This window comes from Lentzea sp. NBC_00516 (assembly GCF_036346835.1).
GTDB classification, from domain to species: domain Bacteria; phylum Actinomycetota; class Actinomycetes; order Mycobacteriales; family Pseudonocardiaceae; genus Lentzea; species Lentzea sokolovensis.
This window is the reverse complement of the sequence record NZ_CP107840.1, coordinates 3964126-3985082: the sequence shown is the minus strand read 5'-3', so window position 1 is coordinate 3985082 and position 20957 is coordinate 3964126. Positions and strand designations below refer to the sequence as shown.

The following is a 20957-nucleotide window of genomic DNA, read 5'->3' as shown; positions in this document are numbered from 1 at the left end:
TCGGTCAACGTCAGCACTTTCGTGCCTTTGGCAAGGTTGCACGGCATGCAGGCGCCTCCGACGTTGCCCCAGTGATCGCCGCCGTTCCGAGGCTTCGCGATCAGATGCTCGGCGTGTCGGGTCTTCGCGGTACCGCACAGGTAGCAGGTAGGACAGAGTCTGCGGACCATGTCTGGACAGGCCGCTGTCTCGAATTTGCCGTGTGCGATCCACCTCAACGCTCCCGCACAGCAATCAAGGTGAAGGTCCGGCCGGTCAGGCAGACACTGCAATGGTCTCTGCTCATGCCACGGCCTACGCCAATCATGTCGGTGATGTGGACAGCCAGGTCGGTCCGTCTTCGACATGATGCTGCGTTCGCCGGATCAGCTCCAGCAGTCGCGCGGCACAAGAGTGGGCGAGATCGGTGCCCATTCAGGAACGGCGGGCAGCGCCCGTCCCGCAGACGTGTCCACCGGCCGCGTCGTCGGCAGGTCCAGCCACGTCGTCCGCTCCGCCCCGAGCTCACTGGACAGCGGGAACAGCATCCCCACGGCCTGCCGCAGCCGGATCTCGTCGGCCAGTTCGGCAGCACGCGGCGTGGCGACGAGCCATTCGCGCAGCGGCCCCCACAGCCACAGCGCGGGCCCGTCCGGCAGGTCGATCCTGATCTCCGTCCCGTCGGCGGCGCATCGGCGGATCGGGGCGAGCCCGCCGTGCACCGAACCCGCCTGGACCACGTGCCAGGCGGCCAGCGGCACGTGCAGCGACGACGACGGCACCGTCTCGGTCACCAGGTCCGGAGCCGCCGTGCCGAATCCCAGCACCGTCCTGCGCACCGACACCGACAGCCGCACCCCGTTGGCCAGCGGCTCGGTGATCACCGGCAGCGACTCCGGATATGGCACAGGGGAAGGCATCACCGGTGCGGACGGCGCGCGGACCGGGGACGGTTCGCCGGTCCGGGCGGACGCGACGGGCTCCCAGTTCGCATTCAGCGGGCGTGGGGGAGCGAACTCCGCGCCACCAGGCTCGAAGCCGTTCCGCAGCTTCGGGTTGACCTTCCACACCTCGGTCGCGGCGAGGCCTCCGTGCCGCGCGACCCGGCGGCGGCGTCGTTCGATCTCGGCCGCGAGCCCGCGGGGATCGGCGGTGGGCACGATGATGTCGTCGGCGTACCGGATCCAGACCGCTGGGCCGCGCGGGAGCACGATCTTCTCGGTGATGCCGTCGCTCTGGTCGATGCGGTGCGTGAGTTCGTCGCGGAGTTCGCCCGGCTGCACGAGCACGACCGCTGCGAGCGGTATGCCGAAGACCGGGGAGTCGACCAGAGCGCCGTTCGCCAGACGGCTGAAGTAGACGCGGTCCTGTTCGATCACCACGGCCAGCCCTGCGGACAGCGGCACGATGATCGGCGCGTCGGTCATCGGCGCAACTCCGGCGGTAGCAAGGGAATCAGGGTGTTGAGGTAGTTCGCGGCGGTCGTGTTGTGCCGGACGCCCTTGCGGTGCACGGTGATCCTGCCGCCGCCCAGTTCCAGGCCTGCCGTCGACTCGGTGGGCGCTGCGGTCAGGGCCGGGGTCAGGCGCCGTACGAACGCGAAGTCGTCGCAGAACACCAGGAAGCGGTCGTCGAACGCGGGCACGCCCAGGGCCACCGCGCCCGCGTTCTCGTCACGCGGGTCCGGCACAACACGCTCCATGACGCGCAACGGCGGGCACGGGCCGAGGACGGTGCTCACCGACACGATGGTCTCCGTGCGCGCGTTCACGTCGTCTCCCGGGGCGGACGCGAGGCCGACGATCTTCGTCTCCGAGTGGACCGTGAACGTGCGCCCGCCCGCGGACAGCGTGGACGTCGCCGACTCCTCCGGCCAGAGCCACTTCCGCCACCAGCGCATCAGATGTCGAGCTCCTGGTCCGTGTTCGAGGACTCGTCGCCCTTCGACCCGTACGACACGGTCTTGTAGATGCCGTCGGCGTACCCGGCGACCTTGTTCGCGATCTTGACCGGGTCCGTGTACTTCGCGCCGTCGGGGCCGCTCTTGTCCAGCCCTGCGGCCTTCTTCACCTGGTCCTTCGCCGCCTTGCCCAGGGCCTCGCCGAACGAGCCCGGCTTGTCGGCCACGCCCTCGCGGAAGGTGTTGCCGATCTTCGAGTTCCTGAGCACCTCGCGGATCCGCCGCAGCACGTCCATGATCTTCTGGATCACCGAACGGACCTTGCCGACCTCCTTGCCGGCCTTGGCGGTCGAGATCCCGGCCTCGACCGGGGTGGCGGCAGCCGCGGCGGCCTCGGAGGCCCCGCACGTCGGGACGGCCGCGATCTGCGCGGCGACCCACGTGACGACCAGCCACTCGATCAGGTCGCTCAGGATCCCCTTGATGATGTCCTCGGCCACCTGCATGAACATCGAACTGCCCTGCAGCAGCGACGCGATGTGGCCCGCGGTGCCCGCCGTGCCCTCGATGCCGTGGTGGAACCCGCCGAGCTTGGCCGCTGCCTTGTCGCCCGCCTCGGACTTCCAGCTCTGCAGGCCCTGCCGCAGTTGCTCGTCGAACGTGCGCGCCAGGTCCTCGGTCCGCGTCGCGATGTCGTTGAACGCGCCCGCGGCCTTGCTCGTGGCCGCCGGGTCGCCGGTGACCAGGTCCACGGCCTGCTTCAACGGCGCCACGACGTCGAGCAGCCAGCCAAGTCCTTTGCTGATCAGGAAGTTCAGCGGATCGGAGATCGCGCCGGCGAGCTTCATGCCGTCCTGCATGAAGTTGTTCATGTCGGAGATGACGCTGACGACGTCCTTCGCGATCGCGGCGCCGTCGCCCTTCTGGAGGTCGTCGCCGAGCTTCGCGCTGTCCTTCATGAGCGAGTAACTGCTGCCACCGAACGGGATCAGCTTCGCGGACGTCTTGCCGACGTTGTCTCCAGAGTATTGCTCGCCGTAGCTTTTGCCGAGCGCGCCGAGGTTCGAAGTCCCTTTGCCGCCGGACACCATCGGAGGCGCGGTGGCGCTGTCCAGTCCTGTTTGGAGGGTCTTGCCGAACGCGTCCGTCGTCGTCTGCTCGTGGCCCGCGTAAGTCTGCGCGGTGGCGGTGAGAGCGGAGTCGATCTTGCCGAAGCCCTCGGTCATCTTGCCGAAGTGGCCGTGCAGGTCACCGAGCAACTCGTCGTACTGCTGGTAGAGACCGAGCAGGTGCCCGAGCGCGCCCCAGCTCACGGCGGGCACGGACGCGGTGGTGGCGGCGTCGTTGAGCTTCGTGGACGTGCCGGAGAGCGTGCCGATGGTCTTCGCGCACCGGGCGATCTCGTCCGCGTGCACGACGATCCCGGTCACCAGCGGTCGTCCCCGCGGAAGATGCTGCCGGTGTCGCCGTCGTCGTCCGCCGGGGGACGGGCCGGTGGTTCGGCGGGCCGGCCGAAGATCTCCTGCTGGGTGGCCAGCACCCGTTCGGCGATCGGGAGGCCGGTGTGGCCCTGCACGATCTCCGCCTGCTGACGCGCGGCCGCGGCGACGGCCAGTTGCAGCGTCGACATCACGGCCTGGGAGAGCTGCGTGGTGCTCAGGCGCTTCGCGTCCTCGGTGAACCGGATCTCCTTGATGGAACCGGACAAACCCGCGACGACCGTGACGGAACGGTCGGGGGACTGGGCGCTGGCCTCCACCGTTCTGAGCTCGCTGCCCATCGCGTCGTACTCGGCGGCACGAGCGTCGGCGGCGCGGTTCGCTTGCTCGAAGAACTCGAGCTTCTGACGCATCTGTTCCAGCAACTCAGCGCTGTCAGGCATGCGCCGAACGTACCAATCACGGCTGGGCGGGGTGGTCGCAGCTACGGCCACCCCACACCATCAGGCGACAGCGGCCTTCTCAGTGGCCTTGGCCTTGCGCGCGGCCGGGTCGATCAGCAGGCCGAACACCACGCCGATGCCGACGTAGAGCGTGGCGAGCTGGGCGAGCGAACTGAGGCGGAACTGCCACAGCACGTTCACCGGCATGTCCGCGGGGATCGTGTCCGGCGGCGCGGGGAACGCCAGCAGCACCACCGCGACGGCAGCGGCCACCGCGAGCAGCACGGCCGTGGTCCGCACCGGCTGCGACTGCGCGCGCAGCTGTTCGGCGAGCCAGCTCGCGGCCCACACGATCACCAGACCGGCCACCACCACGCCGAGGTAGAGCGCGGTCCGGTAGTTCACCGTCTCCGGGTCGCCCACGGCGGGCGGGTTGGCCGGGTACTTGAGCCACGGCAGCAGCGCCACGGCACCGAACACCGCGGCACCGAACGCGACACTGCGGCTGAACGGCGTGCTGCCGGTGAACCAGCGCTTCGACAGCGCGTAGGCCGTGGCGAACACCAGGCCCACCGCGATGCCGACGATCACCACGCCGAGCATGCCGCCCGCGATCTGGGCGCCACGGCTGACCAGCTCTTCCTCGCCGCCGTGCGTGTGGCCGGCCTCTTCGCCGGCGGGTGCCCGTGCCTCCTCGACCGCGAGCGCGGCGCGAATCGGGATCTCGGTCACCAGGAGCTGCACGAGCGCGGACGCGACACCGGCGATACCGCCGGCCGCGACTCCGCGCAGCGCAAGGGACTTGTACGTCGTCGTCATGTCTTCCCTGCCTGGGATCGGGGGATCAGTGGCAGGGGACGCCGAGCGCGTGGCGGCCGTCGTGGAAGAACTCGTGCAGCAACTCGGAACCCGCGCCGAGCGCGAGACCGTTCTCCTGCAGGACGAGGTACGTGACGATCAGGCCGAGAAGTGCGGCGGCGAACGCCCACTTGGGCACCTGGACGGCGGACAGATTTGCTGCGGGGCTCGTCATGACGGGCTCCTCCATACCTCGTGGAAGGTCAACTCTCCTTGCGGCGCCGCAGCCGGTCTCCTGACTCCCGGATCAACGCTGCCCCCGCGTCTTCCCAGCCCTCTCGCGAGGACCAGTGACGTGCTCGGCGGGGATCGCTTCCCGGTCACAGTGGCGAGGACCGCGCCGGATTTTCACCGGCTTCCCGTCACTGCGGCGCGTGCACCGTAAGTTGATCGGCCCGTTAAGCACAACCGGCCATAAGAGTTGTTGCGTTCCTCACTTCACAAGTGGACAGTCACCACACTTCCCACCTGCGGCGACGCGGTAGTAGAGACAACACGACCGACGCCGGAACGAGACCTCTCCGGGAAAAGTCAGAAATTCCCCCGCCTGTTCGAACGGCGGGGCGATCATGAGCCGTTTGCCGCGTTCTTCCGCTTCCTCGGCGGTGAGCATGCGTGCGCGCACAACCATTTTGAGCGCACCCGCGATGTTCGACATGGCGTTGCCCCACAACAATCCACGTGCCACCGGCGTGACGTCCTGAATCGCCTCCACCACCGGTGCGAGCGCCTCGGCGGCCTCCGGGCCCAGTCGCGGCTGGTCGATGCGGACGCTCAGGCCGTTCGTGAGGTGGTGCTGCCACCAGAGGTTCTCCGGGCGGACGTCGATCGGAATGCCCGCGGCCGTGAGCGGGCTGAGCAGCCGGGCCGTGTAGCTGAGGAAGAACAGGCTGGCCGCTACGCGTGGTTCTTCCGCTTTGTACCGGATCGCGATGGCGTCGATCGTGGTCTTGAGCGCCGGGCCCTCCAGCAGTGCCGTTCCCGGCAGCCAGGACTCGTCCGGTCGGCCGACGTCGAGCGCGAAGAACGGGTTGATTCCGCGCACCCGGCGCAGCGCTTCGAGGACCTCGGCGAACTCAGACACAGAAGTTCACGCTACCGGGTGTCCATGCAGGACAGATCACGTCCACGGCCTGGGACAGATGCGACCGCGGTGTGGACGGGGGTCGCCGGGATGGGAGGATGTCATGCCGTGAAGACCTTCGATTCCCTGTTCGCTGAACTGACCGAACGAGCCGCCACCAAGCCGGAGGGTTCCGGCACCGTTGCTGCGCTCGAGGCCGGGGTCCATGCGCAGGGCAAGAAGGTCCTGGAGGAGGCGGGCGAGGTCTGGATCGCCGCCGAGTACGAGTCCGACGAGAAGCTCTCCGAAGAGATCTCGCAGCTGCTCTACCGCCTCCAGGTGCTCATGCTGGGCCGTGGGCTCACCCTCGAAGACGTCTACAAGTACCTCTGACGGAAGACTTTTCACATGCTGCGCGTTGCAGTCCCGAACAAGGGCGCGCTCGCTGAACGCGCCTCCGCCATGCTCACCGAGGCCGGCTACCGGCAGAGGCACGAGCCGCGCGATCTGACCGTGCTCGACAACAACAACGAGGTCGAGTTCTTCTTCCTGCGCCCCAAGGACATCGCGATCTACGTGGCGTCCGGCGACCTGGATCTCGGCATCACCGGCCGCGACCTGGCCGCCGACTCGGGCGCCGACGACAACGGCAACTCCGTCGAGGAGTTGCTGGCGCTGGGCTTCGGCTCGTCGACCTTCCGCTACGCGGGGCCTCGCGGCACCGACTGGAAGGTCTCCGACCTCGAAGGCAAGCGCCTCGCCACCGCGTACCCCAGGCTGGTGGGCCGCGACCTCAAGGCCCGCGGCATCACCGCGACGGTGATCCGGCTCGACGGCGCCGTGGAGATCTCGATCCAGCTGGGCGTGGCCGACCTGATCGCCGACGTGGTGGGCTCCGGCCGCACCCTGCGCCAGCACGACCTGGTGCCGTTCGGTGAGCCGATCTGCGAGTCCGAGGCGGTCCTGATCCACCGCCACGGCTCGGAGCTCACGGCCGCCAAGAAGCAGCTGACGGCCCGCATCCAGGGCGTCGTGTTCGCGCAGCAGTACCTGATGCTCGACTACGACTGCCCGCGTTCGATCCTCGACGACGCGATCGCGCTGACTCCGGGTCTGGAGTCTCCGACGGTCGCGCCGCTGGCCAACCCCGACTGGGCGGCCGTGCGGGCGATGGTGTCGCGCAAGGAGGCGAACAAGGTGATGGACGAGCTGGCCGCGATCGGTGCCAAGGCCGTGCTGGCCTCGGACATCAGGTTCTGCCGGCTGTGATCACGGAGCACGCCCTTCTGGACGTGCTGCCGGGTTCGGCCGAGGAGTTCGAGTGGGCGTTCGGCGAGGCGCGGGAGCTGATCTCCGCCTCGCCGGGCTTCCGCGGCCTCGAACTGCTGCGGTGCCTGGAGACGCCGTCGCGCTACCTGCTGCTCGTGCGCTGGGACTCGGTCGAATCGCACACCGTCGGGTTCCGGCAGGGGCCTGACTACGCGAAGTGGTCGGCTCTGCTGCACCGCTTCTACTCGCCGTTCCCCGTGGTGGAGCACTACGAGAGCGCGCTGAGCACCTCTTCGTCCGTGGTTTGATCGAAGGTCTCGTACCAGCGGCTGACCGCGCCGAAGCGGCGTGGGAGAAGGACCGCGATCACCGGCGTCGTGAACGTGGCCAGCGATTCTCTGGCGGCCACCGGGACGGCGAGGGTCGTGGTCCGCGGTTCGTGCCGGGCGATCCAGTGCAGTGCCGCCTTGGCCGTGACGCCGGTGGCCAGGCCGTCGTCCACGAGGATCACGTCGCGGTCTTTGAGGGTGAGCGGCTTGTCTCCGCGGTAGAGGGCTGTGCGTCTTTTGGCTTCTTCGCGTTCTTCGTCGCAGGTGTTGCCCAGTTGCTCTTCGGTCAGGTTCAGGGCTCGGAGCACTCTCGGGTCGTAGATGGGTTCGCTGTCCGCGGTGACGGCGCCCACGCCGTATTCGGGGTGGCCTGGGGCGCCGATCTTGCGTGCCACGACGACGTCGAGTTCGGCGTTGAGGTGGTGGGCGACTTCTTTGGCGACCGGGACGCCGCCTCGGGGGAGGCCCAGGACCAGCGGGTCGTGCCACGGGAGGTCCGCGAGTCGCGCGGCGAGGGCGCGGCCCGCTTCCTGCCGGTTCGCGAACCTCTTCACAGTCTCGTTGACGCTACGCCCTCCTACTGGAAGTTGGCGTACCGCGTCGACCTGGAATCGTTTTGACCCGGTCGAGTGAATTCCGGCGCCTGGTTGCGCGAAACGGCTTCTGATCGCCCCTGAGCGTCATGACGAGACGCAACGGAAGCCCGGTCGGCCGTGGCGAGGCAGCCGTACTGGTCAACGGACTGCTTGCGGGCGTTGGTTCCCTGTACGTCCTGACGGGCTCGGCCGTCGTGACGGCCGGCGCCGCGGTGCTGGCAGCGGGACTCGCGGCGCTGTCGATCCTCGACCGGCCGAACGGGTCGTGACGGGATGACACTGTCGCGCGATCTCCTGGGTGACCCGGCACCCGACGCACGGAGACCGATGGCGCAGGAAGAACTCCCGGACCGCGAAGCGGACTTCCTGCGTTTCTACGAGGCGGAAAAGGGCGACCTCTTCGGCCATCTGCTCTACATCGGCTTTGCCGGCCACATCGCGGACGAAGCCACGTCAGAGGCGCTCACCGAGCTCTACTGGTCGTGGTTCAAGGTGCACACCAACCGCCGGATGTGGGTGCGCACCACGGCCAGGCGCATCGCGGGGGACAAGGCAGGGATGACGCCGGCCAAGTTGCTGAAACGGTTGCTGGCCAAGGGAGACAGGCCCGGCGAAGGCCGCCACGACACCGGCATCGACGCGGTCGTGGAACGCAACAGCGACCTCGTGCGGGCAGTCAACGACCTGCCGAGGCGCCAGCGCGAGGTGATCGCGCTGCGCATGGACGGCTTCACCAACAAGGAGATCGCGGCCGAACTGCGGATCTCGGAGCGCGCCGTGCAGGACCGCGTCAAGAAGGCGGGAGACGCGATTCGCCCGATGTTCGCCACTGGGGAGGAGAAACGATGAACGACGACCTGGACGAGATGCTGAAGGCACGGCACGAGGTGTTCGTCGCCGACTTGGCCGCCGCGCTGCCCCCCGCACGGCTGCCACACGCGCCACCGCCGGTGCGGGTGCCGTGGACGATCCGGCTCGGAGGCGGGGTGATCACACGGCTGGACCTGGTCGTGTTGTGGTTCCAGGGATTCAGCCCACAGAAACTGGTCGCGACCGTGGCCGCTGCCAGCTTGGCACTGGGGGTGCTGCTCGTTGTGTCCGATCGGCACGGCCCGATTGACGAGAACAGTCTTCTCGCGGTTGAGCAGCCGGCGGACGTGCCGACGATCGTGACGTCCACAGTGCCGGCGAACTCTTCCGCGGTGGTACCGCGACTCACCGAAGTAGCGGGCGTAGCGGGGTTCACGACGGAAGAGCTCACCGTGTTGTTCCCGCCGAACTCCGCAGACCTCAGGGAATCCGACGTCGAGGTGTTGCGCGCACTCGCTCGGGCGTTGTGGGAGGACGATCAGGTCAGCGTCGTCGGTCACACGGCCAGGCTCGGGCCGCCCGCCACCGCCGTTGACCTCAGCCTGCGACGGGCCGAAGCGGTGCGACAGGAACTGGTGCGAGGCGGTGCCGCCGGTCTGGCGGTCTACACGTACGGCGAGGGCTACGAACGCGCACGCACCGGAGTCGACGCGCGCGACCGTCGAGTGGTGGTGACGGTGAGGCGAGCAAGCGCGTGATCAGGAGCGCTCGCGCACGAACAGCGCCTGCGCCGTCGTGCCCACCGGCCCCTCCACGTCGTGCACCACGCTGGTCGCGAGCCCGACCCCGTCCGGCCCGATGGTCGTCCGCGCGTCCATGCCCACCCACTCGCCGACGGGTCGGCGGTGCAGGTGGACCGTCAGGTCGGTGTTGATGGCGTACCACTTGCGAATGTCCACACGGGACGAGACGCCGCTGGCCGAGTCCACGACGGAGAACAGTCGCTCTTCCGGTGAGGGGTCGAAGCCCTCGACCACGGCCATGCGGGGGCGGGCCCACACCTGGGCGTCGCCTGGCGTGAAGATGCCGCCCGACACGGAAAGCCACTCGACGGCGGCGAGGTAGCCGCCGCCCCAGAAGTCCGGGATCTCCATCGGTGCGGCGGAAGCGGGTGGTGCCATCGCGGGGACTTCGCCTCCCGCTACGGCCGTGGTGTCCGAGTCGACGATGCGCCACGCGCGCGCCGTCAGCACCGCACGGCCTTCGTGCGACAGCGAAGCCGCGAGCAGTTCTACCGAGCGGCCTGGGCGTTCGACCGAAGTGGACACCGTCAGGTCGGCTACCGGCACTGGGCCCAGCACCTCGAACGTCACGCGGGCCAGCGAGGACGACGGGTTGCCCAGAGCGAGCAGCGAGCGCACCAGCAAGGCCGAGGGTGGGCCGAGGTGCTGGCTGTCCGGGCCCCACGGGCCGACGGTGTGTTCGGTGGAGCGGAACGTGTCGTTGCCCAGCGGCAGGTAGAAGGCCGTCATCAGTCGCGGTCCTGGAGGGTCTCGGTGTCGTCGGGCTCCGGCCAGCCGGGGTAGGGCGGCGGGGTGCCGTCGAACGCCGGGCAGAAGGCCTTGTGGTCGCAGTAGTCGCACAGGCGGCTGGGGTTCGGGCGGAAGTCGCCTGTCGGGGCCGCGCGCATGATGGCCTGCCAGATCGCGTCGAGGGTGCGCTCGAAGCGGGCCAGTTCCGACTCGTCCGGGGTGTAGGCGAGGGCCTGGCAGTCGGCCAGGTACATCAGGCGCAGCTGGCGGGGGACGACGCCGCGCAGCTTCCACAGGACCAGCGCGTAGAACTTCATCTGGAACAACGCCTTCGCCTCGCCCACCTCGCGGGGGGCGGCGCCGGTCTTGTAGTCCACGACGCGGATCTCACCCGTCGGGGCCACGTCCACGCGGTCGATGTAGCCGCGCAGCAGCACGCCGGACGGCAGCTCGGACTCGACGAGGAGTTCGCGCGACTCCGGTTCCAGGCGCCGGGGGTCTTCGAGGCCGAAGTAGCCGTCGAGCAGCTTCGTGGCGGACGCCAGCCACTCCGCCTCCTCCTCGCTGCCCTCGACCTCGAACAGCGTCGAGAACTCCGGGCGCTCGGCCTTCACGCGCTCCCAGGCCGGCGTGATCATCGAACGCGCGCGGTCCGGCACGCGGTCTGCTGCCGGCAGGGCGAACAGGTCTTCCAGCACCGCGTGCACCACCGTGCCCCGCACCTGCGCCTTCGTCGGCCTCTCCGGCAGCCGGTCGACCGCGCGGAACCGGTAGAGCAGCGGGCACTGCTTGAAGTCCCCTGCCCGGGAAGGCGAGAGCGCGGGCCTGCGCAACGTGGTGCTCATGGTTCGCACCCTAGGACAGAGGTCTGACAATTCCTGAGACGCCCACCGAACCGCGGGATCACACCCGGAGCCCTACAGTTCACCCGTGGCCGCGCGGATCAGTGAACGAGAGGGCGGCCTGCTGCTGTTCCGGGTGGCGGGCATCCCGGTGATCCTCGCGCCGTCGTGGTGGATCGGCTCGGCGATCGTGGTGGCCTTCTACGCGCCGCTCGTCGACGATCTCGCCCCCGGCACGCCGCCGGGCGTCGGTCTTCTGCTCGCCGCGCTCTTCGCGATCTTCCTCGGGCTCTCAGTGCTGGCCCACGAACTCGGCCACTGCGTCGCGGCGCTGCGGCTCGGCCTGCCGGTCAGAAGACTGCGGCTGTACCTGCTGGGCGGCCTGTCCGAGATCATGCGCACCCCCGGCAAACCCAGTCACGAAGGCGTGGTCGCGGGCGCCGGGCCGATCGTGTCCATCGCGCTGGCGGCGATCTTCGGCATCGGCGCGCTGGTCATGGAACCCGGCGACGTCGTGTGGGTGCTGGTCTTCCAGATCGCCGCCGCGAACGTCGCCGTCGCCGTCTTCAACCTCCTGCCCGGCCTGCCGCTCGACGGCGGCCGGATCGTGAGGGCGGGCGTGTGGGCGATGACGGGGCAACGGGCGATGGGCACGCGTGTCGCCGTGGTCGGTGGGTTCGCCGTGGCCATCGCATTGGTGGCGTGGGCGCTGTACGGCGTCGCGGAAGGCGCGGACGACCGTTGGTTGCGTTTCGGGGTGTGCGTGCTGACGGCGTGGGTCGTCGTCGCCGGCGCGAGGAGCGAACTCGCGAGCGAACGCCGCCGCACGTGGCCCGCGGGTGTCACCCTCAGCGACCTGATCCTCCCGGTGCTCCAGCTGCCGGCCGAGAGCCCCGTCGCGGACGCGCTGAGCACCTCGGCGGGCCGCGGCGTGGTGCTGGTGCGGGCCGACGGCGTGGCGGCCGGTCTGCTCGACACCGAACTGGCCACGAAGCTCGCCGCCGCAAGTCCTTTCGCGCCCGCGGAGCAGGCGGCCGAGCCGATCCTGCCCGAGACCGTGCTGCTCGCCGACGAGCCCGGCGAGGAGATCGTCGAACGCGTCCAGGGCACCGCAGCGTGGCAGTTCCTGGTCGTCGACCTGGAGGGCCGCCCGGCGGGCGTGCTGCGCAGGGAGGACCTGCGTGCGGCCATTGAGAAGGGCGTTTGACACCATTGCGCGGTGATTAGCGCAAGTGGACCGTTCCAGCCGGGTGACCGGGTACAGCTGACCGACCCCAAGGGCCGGCACTACACGGTCGTTCTCGAACCCGGCAAGGAGTACCACACCCACCGCGGCGCCATCCCGCACGACAAGCTGATCGGCCAGCCGGAAGGCTCGGTCGTCGCGTCGGTGGGCGGCACGAACTTCCTGGCACTGCGCCCGCTGCTGCCCGACTACGTGCTGTCGATGCCGCGCGGCGCGCAGGTCATCTACCCGAAGGACGCCGCGCAGATCTGCATGTACGGCGACATCTTCCCGGGCGCGCGCGTCCTGGAGGCGGGCGCGGGCTCCGGCGCGCTGTCGTGCTCGCTGCTGCGCGCGGTGGGGGAGAAGGGCAGCGTCCAGTCCTACGAGGTGCGCGACGACCACGCGGTGCACGCCATCCGCAACGTGGAGACGTTCTTCGGCGAGCGCCCCGGCAACTGGTCGATCACCGTCGACGACGTGAAGAACCACGAGGGCGAGGTCGACCGCGTCATCCTCGACATGCTCTCGCCGTGGGAGGTGCTGCCCACGATCGCGAAGAACCTCATCCCCGGCGGCGTGCTGGTCGTCTACGTCGCCACCACCACTCAGCTCTCCGTCGTCACCGAGGCGCTGCGCGAGATGACGTGCTTCACCGAGCCCCACGCGTGGGAGACGCTCGTCCGCCCGTGGCACGTCGTCGGCCTGGCCGTGCGGCCGGAGCACCGGATGATCGGGCACACGGCGTTCCTGCTCACCACGCGCAAGCTCGCGGACGGCGTGACGGCGCCGCGGCCGCAGCGTCGCCCCAGCAAGGGCTGATCCTGGCCGCTTCCGGCCAGAAGGCATCGTTCGTGGGCGCACGTCGCGGAGGCGTACTGCACTGTCGGCCACAGTGCGTTCAGCGCTGATCCGGATACGGCGAGAGGCCCGCACTTCACCGAAGTGCGGGCCTCTCGTCATGTCGTGCCGGTCGGCGACTACCGGGTCGGCGTCGGGACCTTGATGTCCTTGACCAGCATGCAGACCTTCCACTTGCCCGACACCTTCTTGAACTTCGTGTCGGAGTCGATGGTCTGGGTCTGGCCGCCGTAGTCCGCGGTGACGGTGATCTTGACGGTCGCCTCGTTGCCGGAGACGGTCGCGCTCTTGTAGACCATCTTGGGCACCGGGAGCTTCTTCATCTCCTCGGCGAGCTTCTTCTGCTCGGGGGTGGCCTTCTTCTCGGCCTCGGCGGCCTCGTCGAGCATCTCCTGGCAGGCCATCGACTTGGCCTTGCTCTCGTTCTTGGAGGTGGCCGCGGCGATGTACTCCTCGGCGGCCTTCTTGACGTCGGCCTCGTCGTCCGAGCCGCCGCTGTTGCCGTTGTCGCTCGAGCCGGAGTCCGGCGACGAGCTGCTGGAGTTGCTCGAGCTGTCGCCCGTGAGCATGACGGCGGCGGTGATGCCACCACCGACGAGCACCAGCACGCCGATGACGACGCCGATGATCATGCCGGTGTTGCTCTTCTTGGGAGGCGGAGGGCCGCCGAACCCGCCGTAGCCGGGCTGCTGGCCGTACGGGGGCTGGCCGGGCGGCTGCTGGCCGTACTGGCCCTGCTGCTGGAATCCGCCGCTGGGCGGTCCCTGCTGGCCGAACGGGTCCTGCTGCGGCTGGCCGTACTGACCCGGCTGCTGGCCGGGCTGCTGCCCGTATCCGGGTGGCGGCTGCTGGCCGTAGCCGGGCGGGGGCTGCTGGCCGTACCCCGGCTGCTGCGGCGGCTGCTGCTGCCCGTACGGACCTCCGGGCGGCGGCGGCTGCTGCCCGTACGGGCCGGGCTGCTGCGGCGGGTAGGTCATGAAACTCCCCCGATGCGGATGAGGTGATCTTTCGTGGACATTGTCGTACTTCGCCGGACAACTCGCGGGCGAATGGGGTCTATCGACACGCACGAGTGGTTATGCACACGTCCTGTACCCGCGATCTGGCCGCGCAAAGGTCGTGTCTGATAACGATTGTGGCAACTCCACCGGGATTTGAGCGCGATGCTCTGCGCTGTCGGGGTGGTGCGCCGGTCGCGTCGGCGAGACCACCCGGTTGGCGGCACGCCCTCCGGAGGCATCGGAGCCTCGCTCGCGCGGGTCCTCCGACGGGCACGAACGGAGTGGGTTGCGGTGCGTGACCGCCGATCGGACCAACGGCTGGTCCACCTGGTGGGACGGTGGCGGATTGCCGCCCGTCGACGGGTCGTGGCCCATACCAGGTGTGCTCGTGATCGTCCGAGGGTGGTCGCGGACCGTAGGGGCCGGGTGCCCGCACAGGTGCTCCCATGACCCTCTCCTCGGACTTCTCGCAGGTCGTCTGGCGTGTCGAGGCGCGAAACGCCGGTAGTGGTTTCTGAGACGCACCGTAGCGGTTGGACGGTCGGACCGGACACCGAGATGGAGCAGTTGACCTCAGTTGGAGGGTTCACCGTTGCACCACACGAGCGAAGATGATGTTGTGAGTACCCCATTTTGTCGGTGATCGCCGGTACCGTAATCGGTACGAACACGGGAGGAGGGTGCCGACATGCAGCACGGTCATCCCGGCAGCCAACCCGATGAGGGTGGCGAGCTGAACCAGGGCAACATTTCTGCTGAGCTGACTGCGCAGATCAGGTTCCTCGAGGACGAGATCGCGTCGTTGCGTCGCAAGCTGACCGAGTCGCCGCGCCACACGCGGTTGCTCGAGCAGCGCTTGGCTGAGGCGACAGAGCGCGTCAGCCAGCTGACCGAGCGAAACACGAAGCTCATAGACACCCTCCGCGAAGCACGAAGCCAGCTGCTCGCGCTGCGTGAGGAAGTCGACCGGCTGGCGCAACCGCCCAGCGGGTACGGCGTCTTCATGGCACGTTTCGACGACGGGACCGTGGACGTCTTCACGTCCGGCCGCAGGATGCGCGTAGCCGTGTCCCCCGCGGTCGAGCCGGAGAAGATCGCCTACGGCCAGTCCGTGCGTCTCAACGAGGCGCTGACGGTCGTCGAGGCCGGCGGGTTCGAGCGTTCCGGCGAGGTCTGCTCTCTGCGGGAGGTGCTGACCGACGACGACGGTCTGGACACCATTTCCCGCGCGCTGGTCGTCGGCCACGCGGACGAGGAGAGGGTGGTCTGGCTCGCCCAGCCGCTGCTCGACTCGCCGCTGAAGCCCGGCGACTCGCTGCTGGTCGACTCGAAGGCGGGTTTCGCCTACGAACGGGTCCCCAAGGCCGAGGTCGAGGACCTCGTGCTCGAGGAGGTCCCGGACATCGACTACAGCGACATCGGTGGCCTCTCCAGGCAGATCGAGCAGATCCGCGACGCCGTGGAGCTGCCGTTCCTGCACGCCGACCTGTTCCGCGAGTACGAGCTGCGCCCGCCCAAGGGCGTGCTGCTCTACGGCCCTCCCGGTTGCGGCAAGACGCTCATCGCCAAGGCGGTGGCGAACTCCCTGGCCAAGAAGGTGCGGGAGATCCGCGGCGAGACCGACAAGCAGGCCAAGTCCTACTTCCTCAACATCAAGGGCCCCGAGCTCCTCAACAAGTTCGTCGGTGAGACCGAGCGGCACATCCGCCTGATCTTCCAGCGGGCTCGTGAGAAGGCGTCCGACGGCACCCCGGTGATCGTGTTCTTCGACGAGATGGACTCGATCTTCCGCACCCGTGGTTCGGGTGTGTCGTCCGACGTCGAGACGACGATCGTGCCCCAGCTCCTCGCCGAGATCGACGGCGTCGAGGGCCTGGAGAACGTCATCGTCATCGGCGCCTCCAACCGTGAAGACATGATCGACCCGGCGATCCTCCGCCCCGGCCGACTCGACGTGAAGATCAAGATCGAGCGACCGGACGCCGAGGGCGCGAAGGACATCTTCAACAAGTACCTGACGCCCAACCTCCCGCTGCACGCCGACGACCTCGCCGAGTTCGGCGGGGACCCGAAGGCCTGCATCGAGGGCATGGTGCAGCACACCGTGGAGCGCATGTACGAGGAGTCCGAGGACAACCGGTTCCTGGAGGTCACCTACGCCAACGGTGACAAGGAGGTCCTGTACTTCCGGGACTTCAACTCCGGCGCCATGATCCAGAACATCGTCGACAGGGCGAAGAAGGCGGCGATCAAGTCGCTGCTGGACACCAAGCAGCCCGGACTCTCCGTCCGGCACCTGCAGGCCGCCATCCTCGACGAGTTCGCCGAGAACGAGGACCTGCCGAACACGACGAACCCGGACGACTGGGCTCGCATCTCGGGCAAGAAGGGCGAGCGGATCGTCTACATCCGCACGCTCGTCACCGGGAAGAACCAGGACGCCGGCCGCGCGATCGACACGGCCACGAACACCGGCACGTACCTGTAGTACCGCTTCACCGAACCGCCCCGGTCGCTGCACACGGCCGGGGCGGTTCTCTTATGCGGTGACGCGCCTTCTGGCCGTGGTGAGAGCGGCGATCAACGCCGCCATCACGACCCAGCCCGGCCAGCCGCTCAGGCCCATCGACCACAGGTCCGGTGCGGCGAGCTCGGTCGCATCGGTGACGGCGACGTTCACGAAGCCGATCACCAGGGTGTTGTTCGCGGCGTGCGCCACCGAGCACGCCCACACCGAGTTCGTGTGCAGCCGCAACATCCCCAGCAACGTGCCGAGCAGCACGGTGAACACCATGAACGGGATGAACGCAGGCCACGCCGGTGACCCGACATAACCGGGTAGGTGCCACGCGGCCCAGATGACCCCGCTCAGACCGAACGCACCCCACCTGCCGAACCGCATCAGCCGCGGCAGCAGGAAACCGCGCCAGCCCCACTCCTCGCAGAACGCGAGCGGCAGCACCAGCACGAAGAGCAGCCCGGCCTGGGCCAGCGCCTTCAGCGCCACCTCGCCGTCCGGCCCGGCGCCGAAGACCTGGTGCAGCCCGGAGAACCCGGCCAGGTCGAGCCCGAGCACGCCCGTCACGCCGCCGATCGCCACGGCGAGCGCGGCCAGGCCGAGAACCGCGGCCAGCGCCATCGCGCTCTGACCCGCCACCTGCCGCACCGGTTGCCTGGTGAGGCCCGTGCCGTGCAGGTCGAACCGGCGCGTCGTGACGAGCACGGCGACGCCGACGCCGAGCATCCCGCCGGGTGCGATGACGTCGATGCCGGTGCCCAGGCGCAGCAGCCAGAGCAGCCACGGGATCGTGAAGGCGATCGCGAGGAAGGTCCACACCGGACGGCTCACGTCACCGCCTCCAGTGCCGCGATGACGTCGTCCGGCGCGCTCACCAGGAGCTCGCCGTACCCCTCGGTGATCACCCAGACCGCTGTTCGTCCACTTCGGACCGACACCAGCTGACGCCCGCGCCTGCCCGTCCAGATCCCGGCCTTGCCTATCCCGACCATCTCGGCGCCGGCGACGCGCACGCCGTGCAGGGTGCGGAACGGATGCCGTTCCCGCCGCACCTCGCGGATCGCCCCGAGCGGCACCTCGTAGCGCCGCCGCCACGTGAAGATCCGTTCCCACGCGGTGAACTCGACGACGAGCCTGCCGTCGTGGATCGCTGTCCTGGCCATGGCCACTTCCTCCCCAAGGTGAGCATCTGTTCTATTACTTGTATAACAGATAGACTTGAGGGCGTGCTACTGACGATCGACCTCGACAGCGACACGCCGATCTACCAGCAGATCCGCGACCGCGTGGTGGAAGCGGTCGCGGCGGGGACGCTGAAGGCGGGCGACCCGCTGCCGTCCACGAGGCAGCTCGGGGTCGATCTCGGCATCAACTTCCACACCGTGAGCAAGGCCTACGACCTGCTGCGTCAGGAAGGGGTGATCCGGATCAACCGCAAGAGCGGCGCGGTCGTGCGCCGCGACCACGGCTCGGGACCGCCGGAGGCCGGGTTCGCCGACGCGTGGCAGTCCCGGCTGCGCACCCTGCTCGCCGAGGCGACGACGCAGGGCCTCACCCGCGACGACGTGCTCGGGCGCAGCCAGGACGTGCTGGACGGATTCGCCGGGGGGCGTTCATGACCACCATCGCGCAGGCCGGCTGGCTCGTGCTCGTCACGGCGGCGTTCCTGGTGCTGCCGTCGACGGCCAGGCCCACCCTGCCGTTCGGGATCCGGGTGCCGCACGAGCGAACGGGCGAGGTGCGCTCGATCCGCGTCGGCTACCGCGTGGCCGTCGGGGTGTCCGGTGCCGCCGCCGTGATCGCCACACTGCTCGGCGTCACAGGGCTCACGGTCGCGCTCGTCGTCGCGTGCCTGCTCGCCCACTGGGCCGCGGCGGGCTTCGTCAGCCGTGCCAAGCGGTCGTGGCCCCCGGTCCGCCAGGGCGTCACGACCGACACCGGTCTGCGCACCGATCCGGTCCGCCTGCCGTGGCCGCATCTGGTGCCCGCCCTGGTGTTCGTCGCGGGCACGGCGGTGCTCGGGCTGGCCCGTCGCCAAGCCTGGGACGCCCTGTGGCCGGTCACGAACCAGGCCGTCGTGCTCGTGATCGCCGTGCTTGCGGCGGTGACCCTTCCGCGAGCACGCCCCGACCTGGATGCCGCACGGCCGGAGAGCTCCGCACGCTCCTACCGCGCCTATCTGACCGGAACACTGCGGAACGTTGTTCTGCTGGCCACGGGCGTCATCGCCGCACTGACCGTGAAGGCGTTGGAGCTGTGGGACGTCGTCACGCCGGGACCTGTCTGGACCGTGCTGGCCGTCGCGCTGGTGGCCGTGCCGTTCGCCGTCGTGGTCGTCTGGCTGATCAGGGCGGGCGACGCGGGGCACCGCCTCGACCGCGATGACAGCGAGGACACCGGTGTGGCGCAACGCGATGACGACCGCCACTGGCACGTGGGCGGCCTCGTGTACGCGAACCGCGCCGACCCGGCGTTGCTCGTGCACCAGCGCGTCGGCTCGCGGTGGACGCTCAACCTGGGCCACCCCGCGTCGTGGCTGACGCTGGCCGCGCTGCTCGTGGTCTTCCTGCTAGTGGACCAGCCCTGACTCGTAGGCCGCGATCACCAGCTGGGCGCGGTCGCGGGCGTGCAGCTTCGCCAGCAGGTTCCCGATGTGCGTCTTCACCGTGCCGGGGCTGACGTGCAGCTCGGCCATGATCTCCGCGTTGGACCGGCCGCGGGCGATCAGCAGCAGGACCTCCTTCTCCCGTTCGGTCACGCGGTCCAGCCCGCGCACCACGGGCGAGGCGGGACGCCGGACGAACTCGGAGATCAGCCGGCGCGTGACCGTCGGCGACAGCAGCGACTCGCCGGACGCCACGACCCTGACCGCGGCCAGCAGTTCGGCGGGTGGGGTGTCCTTGAGCAGGAAACCCGAGGCACCGGCCCGCAACGCGCCGAAGACGTACTCGTCCAGGTCGAACGTGGTCAGCACCAGCACGCGCGGGCCGTCCAGCAGCCGCGTGGCCTCGATGCCGTCCATCTCGGGCATGCGGATGTCCATCAGCACGACGTCGGGCTTCGCCGAGGACGCCAGCGCGACGGCCTCGGCGCCGGTGCCGGCCTCGCCGACGACGGTCAGGTCCGGCTCGTTGTCGACGAGCATGCGGAAGCTGGCGCGCAGCAACGCCTGGTCGTCGGCGATCAGCACGCGGATCATCGGTGCGGCAGTTCCGCGACGACCCGGAAACCGCCGGACTCACCGGGGCCCGCGCTGAACGTGCCGCCGTACACGGCCACGCGTTCACGCATGCCGATCAACCCGTGTCCCACTCCGAGCTCCCTCACCCCAGGCCCGTCGTCCGCCACGTCGACGCGGACGGCATCCGGTGTCACCTCTACCAGCACCGTGCACGACGCGGGCGCCGCGTGCTTCACGACATTCGTCAGCGCCTCCTGCACGATCCGGTACGCCGACAGCCCGACGCCTTCCGGCACGACCGCGTCACCCCGCACGTCCAGCGTGACGCGCACGCCCGCGAGCGACGCGCGGTCGGCCAGGTCGGCCAGTCCGCCGAGACCGGGGGAGGGCGCGAGTTCGGCGTCGGCGCGCAACACGCCCAGCAGGCCGCGCATCTCGGTCAGCGCCGCCCGGCTCGTCTCCGAGATCACCTGCAACGCCTCGTAGGCGTGCTCGGGTGAACGCACGTGTGCGGCGTTGCCGGCCTGCACGGCGATGAGAGACAGGTTGTGCGCCACCACGTCGTGCAGTTCGCGGGCGATGCGCAGCCGTTCGTCGGCGAGCGCCTGCTCGGCCTGCTGCGTCGTCTCCCGCGCGATCATCGAACGCCGCAACCGCGTCGTGTAGCCGATCACCCACACCGCGCCGAGCACGGCGAAGCCGACCAGCAAGGTCTCCGGTTCACCTCCGGACACGCCGGAGGTGGCGATGACGGTGATCACGAGCCCTGCCAACGACCATGCGCGGGTGCGTTCGACCGCCACGGTGTAGAGCGCGAAGCAGATCGCGCCGACCGGGGCTCCGAGCGCCTGGACCGGCAGCACCTGGCCCATCACCACGGCCACCGTGGCCAGCGTGGTGATCACCAGGGTCGTCACCGGCCACAGGCGGCGCACCGCGACCGGCAACGCGACGAGAGCGGCCCCTGGCAGGACGAGCCACCACGGCTTGTCCTGGTCCTCCACCATGGCGTAGCCGACGAGCACGCCGATCACCACGGCGGCGGTCACGTCGACCAGGTAGAGGTGCAGTTTCGCGATCACGGCGTCGACGGTAAACGAGCCTTGCGGAG

Annotated in this window: 26 protein-coding genes and 1 riboswitch; of the genes, 11 read left to right on the top strand and 15 right to left on the bottom strand. The window is 69.3% G+C overall.

Annotation, left to right across the window (positions count from 1 at the left end):
- Window positions 1-365 precede the first annotated feature (365 nt).
- From OG205_RS17570 to OG205_RS17540, 7 genes are all read right to left on the bottom strand, one after another.
- Window positions 366-1406 (bottom strand): hypothetical protein, encoded by a 1041-nt coding sequence (locus OG205_RS17570; protein WP_330277323.1) that lies wholly within the window; start codon window positions 1404-1406, stop codon window positions 366-368.
- Window positions 1403-1879 carry a hypothetical protein gene (locus OG205_RS17565; protein WP_330277322.1) on the bottom strand — a complete coding sequence of 159 codons (477 nt, stop codon included), beginning with the start codon at window positions 1877-1879 and terminating at the stop codon, window positions 1403-1405. Before OG205_RS17565 ends, OG205_RS17570 begins: the two co-directional genes overlap by 4 nt.
- Window positions 1879-3309 carry a WXG100 family type VII secretion target gene (locus OG205_RS17560; protein WP_330277321.1) on the bottom strand — a complete coding sequence of 477 codons (1431 nt, stop codon included), beginning with the start codon at window positions 3307-3309 and terminating at the stop codon, window positions 1879-1881. The genes OG205_RS17565 and OG205_RS17560 overlap by 1 nt, the downstream gene beginning before the upstream one ends.
- Window positions 3306-3761: a YbaB/EbfC family nucleoid-associated protein gene (locus OG205_RS17555; RefSeq protein ID WP_330277320.1), complete on the bottom strand. Its 456-nt coding sequence runs from the start codon at window positions 3759-3761 to the stop codon at window positions 3306-3308. Before OG205_RS17555 ends, OG205_RS17560 begins: the two co-directional genes overlap by 4 nt.
- A gap of 60 nt (window positions 3762-3821) precedes the next feature.
- Window positions 3822-4580, bottom strand: a complete 759-nt coding sequence (locus OG205_RS17550) for a CbtA family protein (RefSeq protein WP_330277319.1) — start codon at window positions 4578-4580, stop codon at window positions 3822-3824.
- 25 nt (window positions 4581-4605) lie between these two features.
- The gene (locus tag OG205_RS17545) at window positions 4606-4794 is read right to left on the bottom strand and encodes a CbtB domain-containing protein (RefSeq protein ID WP_330277318.1); all 189 of its coding nucleotides are present in this window, start codon (window positions 4792-4794) and stop codon (window positions 4606-4608) included.
- Between the two features lie 33 nt (window positions 4795-4827).
- Window positions 4828-5004: riboswitch (cobalamin riboswitch) on the bottom strand.
- A 48-nt stretch (window positions 5005-5052) separates the two neighbouring features.
- Window positions 5053-5703: a (2Fe-2S)-binding protein gene (locus OG205_RS17540; RefSeq protein ID WP_330277317.1), complete on the bottom strand. Its 651-nt coding sequence runs from the start codon at window positions 5701-5703 to the stop codon at window positions 5053-5055.
- A gap of 108 nt (window positions 5704-5811) precedes the next feature.
- On the opposite strand from OG205_RS17540, the gene OG205_RS17535 reads away from it, so the two are divergent.
- From OG205_RS17535 to OG205_RS17525, 3 genes are read left to right on the top strand one after another with little or no spacing between them, the layout of a single operon-like run.
- Window positions 5812-6075, top strand: a complete 264-nt coding sequence (locus tag OG205_RS17535) for a phosphoribosyl-ATP diphosphatase (RefSeq protein ID WP_089912086.1) — start codon at window positions 5812-5814, stop codon at window positions 6073-6075.
- 15 nt (window positions 6076-6090) lie between these two features.
- On the top strand, window positions 6091-6951 hold the full coding sequence (gene hisG / locus OG205_RS17530; RefSeq protein ID WP_330277316.1) for an ATP phosphoribosyltransferase: 861 nt from the start codon (window positions 6091-6093) through the stop codon (window positions 6949-6951).
- Entirely contained in the window at window positions 6948-7259 is a 312-nt protein-coding gene (locus OG205_RS17525; protein ID WP_319973137.1) for an antibiotic biosynthesis monooxygenase family protein, read from the top strand. The genes hisG and OG205_RS17525 overlap by 4 nt, the downstream gene beginning before the upstream one ends.
- Here OG205_RS17525 and OG205_RS17520 read toward each other — a convergent pair.
- On the bottom strand, window positions 7220-7834 hold the full coding sequence (locus OG205_RS17520) for a phosphoribosyltransferase (RefSeq protein ID WP_330277315.1): 615 nt from the start codon (window positions 7832-7834) through the stop codon (window positions 7220-7222). The two genes, OG205_RS17525 and OG205_RS17520, sit on opposite strands and share 40 nt — an antisense overlap.
- Window positions 7835-7962: 128 nt before the next feature.
- Between OG205_RS17520 and OG205_RS17515 the strand changes: the two genes are divergently transcribed.
- Genes OG205_RS17515 through OG205_RS17505 form a run of 3 tightly spaced genes read left to right on the top strand, consistent with a single transcriptional unit; the run spans window position 7963 to window position 9444 of the window.
- Window positions 7963-8145, top strand: a complete 183-nt coding sequence (locus OG205_RS17515; protein WP_330277314.1) for a hypothetical protein — start codon at window positions 7963-7965, stop codon at window positions 8143-8145.
- Window positions 8146-8203: 58 nt separating this feature from the next.
- Window positions 8204-8725, top strand: coding sequence for an RNA polymerase sigma factor (locus OG205_RS17510; protein WP_330277313.1), 522 nt, complete (start codon window positions 8204-8206; stop codon window positions 8723-8725).
- Window positions 8722-9444 (top strand): OmpA family protein, encoded by a 723-nt coding sequence (locus OG205_RS17505; RefSeq protein WP_330277312.1) that lies wholly within the window; start codon window positions 8722-8724, stop codon window positions 9442-9444. The genes OG205_RS17510 and OG205_RS17505 overlap by 4 nt, the downstream gene beginning before the upstream one ends.
- On the opposite strand, the gene OG205_RS17500 is transcribed toward OG205_RS17505, so the two are convergent.
- Both OG205_RS17500 and OG205_RS17495 read right to left on the bottom strand, forming a co-directional pair.
- Window positions 9445-10218 (bottom strand): thioesterase family protein, encoded by a 774-nt coding sequence (locus OG205_RS17500; protein ID WP_330277311.1) that lies wholly within the window; start codon window positions 10216-10218, stop codon window positions 9445-9447.
- On the bottom strand, window positions 10218-11063 hold the full coding sequence (locus tag OG205_RS17495) for a RecB family exonuclease (protein WP_330277310.1): 846 nt from the start codon (window positions 11061-11063) through the stop codon (window positions 10218-10220). The genes OG205_RS17500 and OG205_RS17495 overlap by 1 nt, the downstream gene beginning before the upstream one ends.
- An 85-nt stretch (window positions 11064-11148) precedes the next feature.
- Here OG205_RS17495 and OG205_RS17490 point away from each other — a divergent pair, with 85 nt between their 5' ends.
- Together OG205_RS17490 and OG205_RS17485 are read left to right on the top strand one after the other, a co-directional pair.
- Entirely contained in the window at window positions 11149-12267 is a 1119-nt protein-coding gene (locus OG205_RS17490; RefSeq protein ID WP_330277309.1) for a site-2 protease family protein, read from the top strand.
- Between the two features lie 12 nt (window positions 12268-12279).
- Window positions 12280-13107 carry a tRNA (adenine-N1)-methyltransferase gene (locus OG205_RS17485; RefSeq protein WP_330277308.1) on the top strand — a complete coding sequence of 276 codons (828 nt, stop codon included), beginning with the start codon at window positions 12280-12282 and terminating at the stop codon, window positions 13105-13107.
- A 158-nt stretch (window positions 13108-13265) separates the two neighbouring features.
- On the opposite strand, the gene OG205_RS17480 is transcribed toward OG205_RS17485, so the two are convergent.
- Entirely contained in the window at window positions 13266-14123 is an 858-nt protein-coding gene (locus OG205_RS17480) for an Rv0361 family membrane protein (protein WP_330277307.1), read from the bottom strand.
- A gap of 712 nt (window positions 14124-14835) precedes the next feature.
- On the opposite strand from OG205_RS17480, the gene arc reads away from it, so the two are divergent.
- Entirely contained in the window at window positions 14836-16635 is a 1800-nt protein-coding gene (arc, locus tag OG205_RS17475; protein ID WP_090070210.1) for a proteasome ATPase, read from the top strand.
- Window positions 16636-16686: 51 nt separating this feature from the next.
- Here arc and OG205_RS17470 read toward each other — a convergent pair whose 3' ends face one another.
- Complete coding sequence (locus OG205_RS17470; RefSeq protein ID WP_330277306.1) at window positions 16687-17496, bottom strand: CPBP family intramembrane glutamic endopeptidase; 810 nt, start codon at window positions 17494-17496, stop codon at window positions 16687-16689.
- Window positions 17493-17828, bottom strand: a complete 336-nt coding sequence (locus OG205_RS17465) for a hypothetical protein (protein WP_330277305.1) — start codon at window positions 17826-17828, stop codon at window positions 17493-17495. Before OG205_RS17465 ends, OG205_RS17470 begins: the two co-directional genes overlap by 4 nt.
- A 63-nt stretch (window positions 17829-17891) precedes the next feature.
- On the opposite strand from OG205_RS17465, the gene OG205_RS17460 reads away from it, so the two are divergent.
- Both OG205_RS17460 and OG205_RS17455 read left to right on the top strand, forming a co-directional pair.
- Entirely contained in the window at window positions 17892-18284 is a 393-nt protein-coding gene (locus OG205_RS17460) for a GntR family transcriptional regulator (protein WP_330277304.1), read from the top strand.
- Complete coding sequence (locus OG205_RS17455) at window positions 18281-19252, top strand: DUF5808 domain-containing protein (RefSeq protein ID WP_330277303.1); 972 nt, start codon at window positions 18281-18283, stop codon at window positions 19250-19252. Before OG205_RS17460 ends, OG205_RS17455 begins: the two co-directional genes overlap by 4 nt.
- Here OG205_RS17455 and OG205_RS17450 read toward each other — a convergent pair.
- Window positions 19235-19864 (bottom strand): response regulator transcription factor, encoded by a 630-nt coding sequence (locus OG205_RS17450; RefSeq protein ID WP_330277302.1) that lies wholly within the window; start codon window positions 19862-19864, stop codon window positions 19235-19237. The two genes, OG205_RS17455 and OG205_RS17450, sit on opposite strands and share 18 nt — an antisense overlap.
- Entirely contained in the window at window positions 19861-20928 is a 1068-nt protein-coding gene (locus OG205_RS17445; protein ID WP_330277301.1) for a sensor histidine kinase, read from the bottom strand. The genes OG205_RS17450 and OG205_RS17445 overlap by 4 nt, the downstream gene beginning before the upstream one ends.
- Between the last annotated feature and the right edge of the window lie 29 nt (window positions 20929-20957).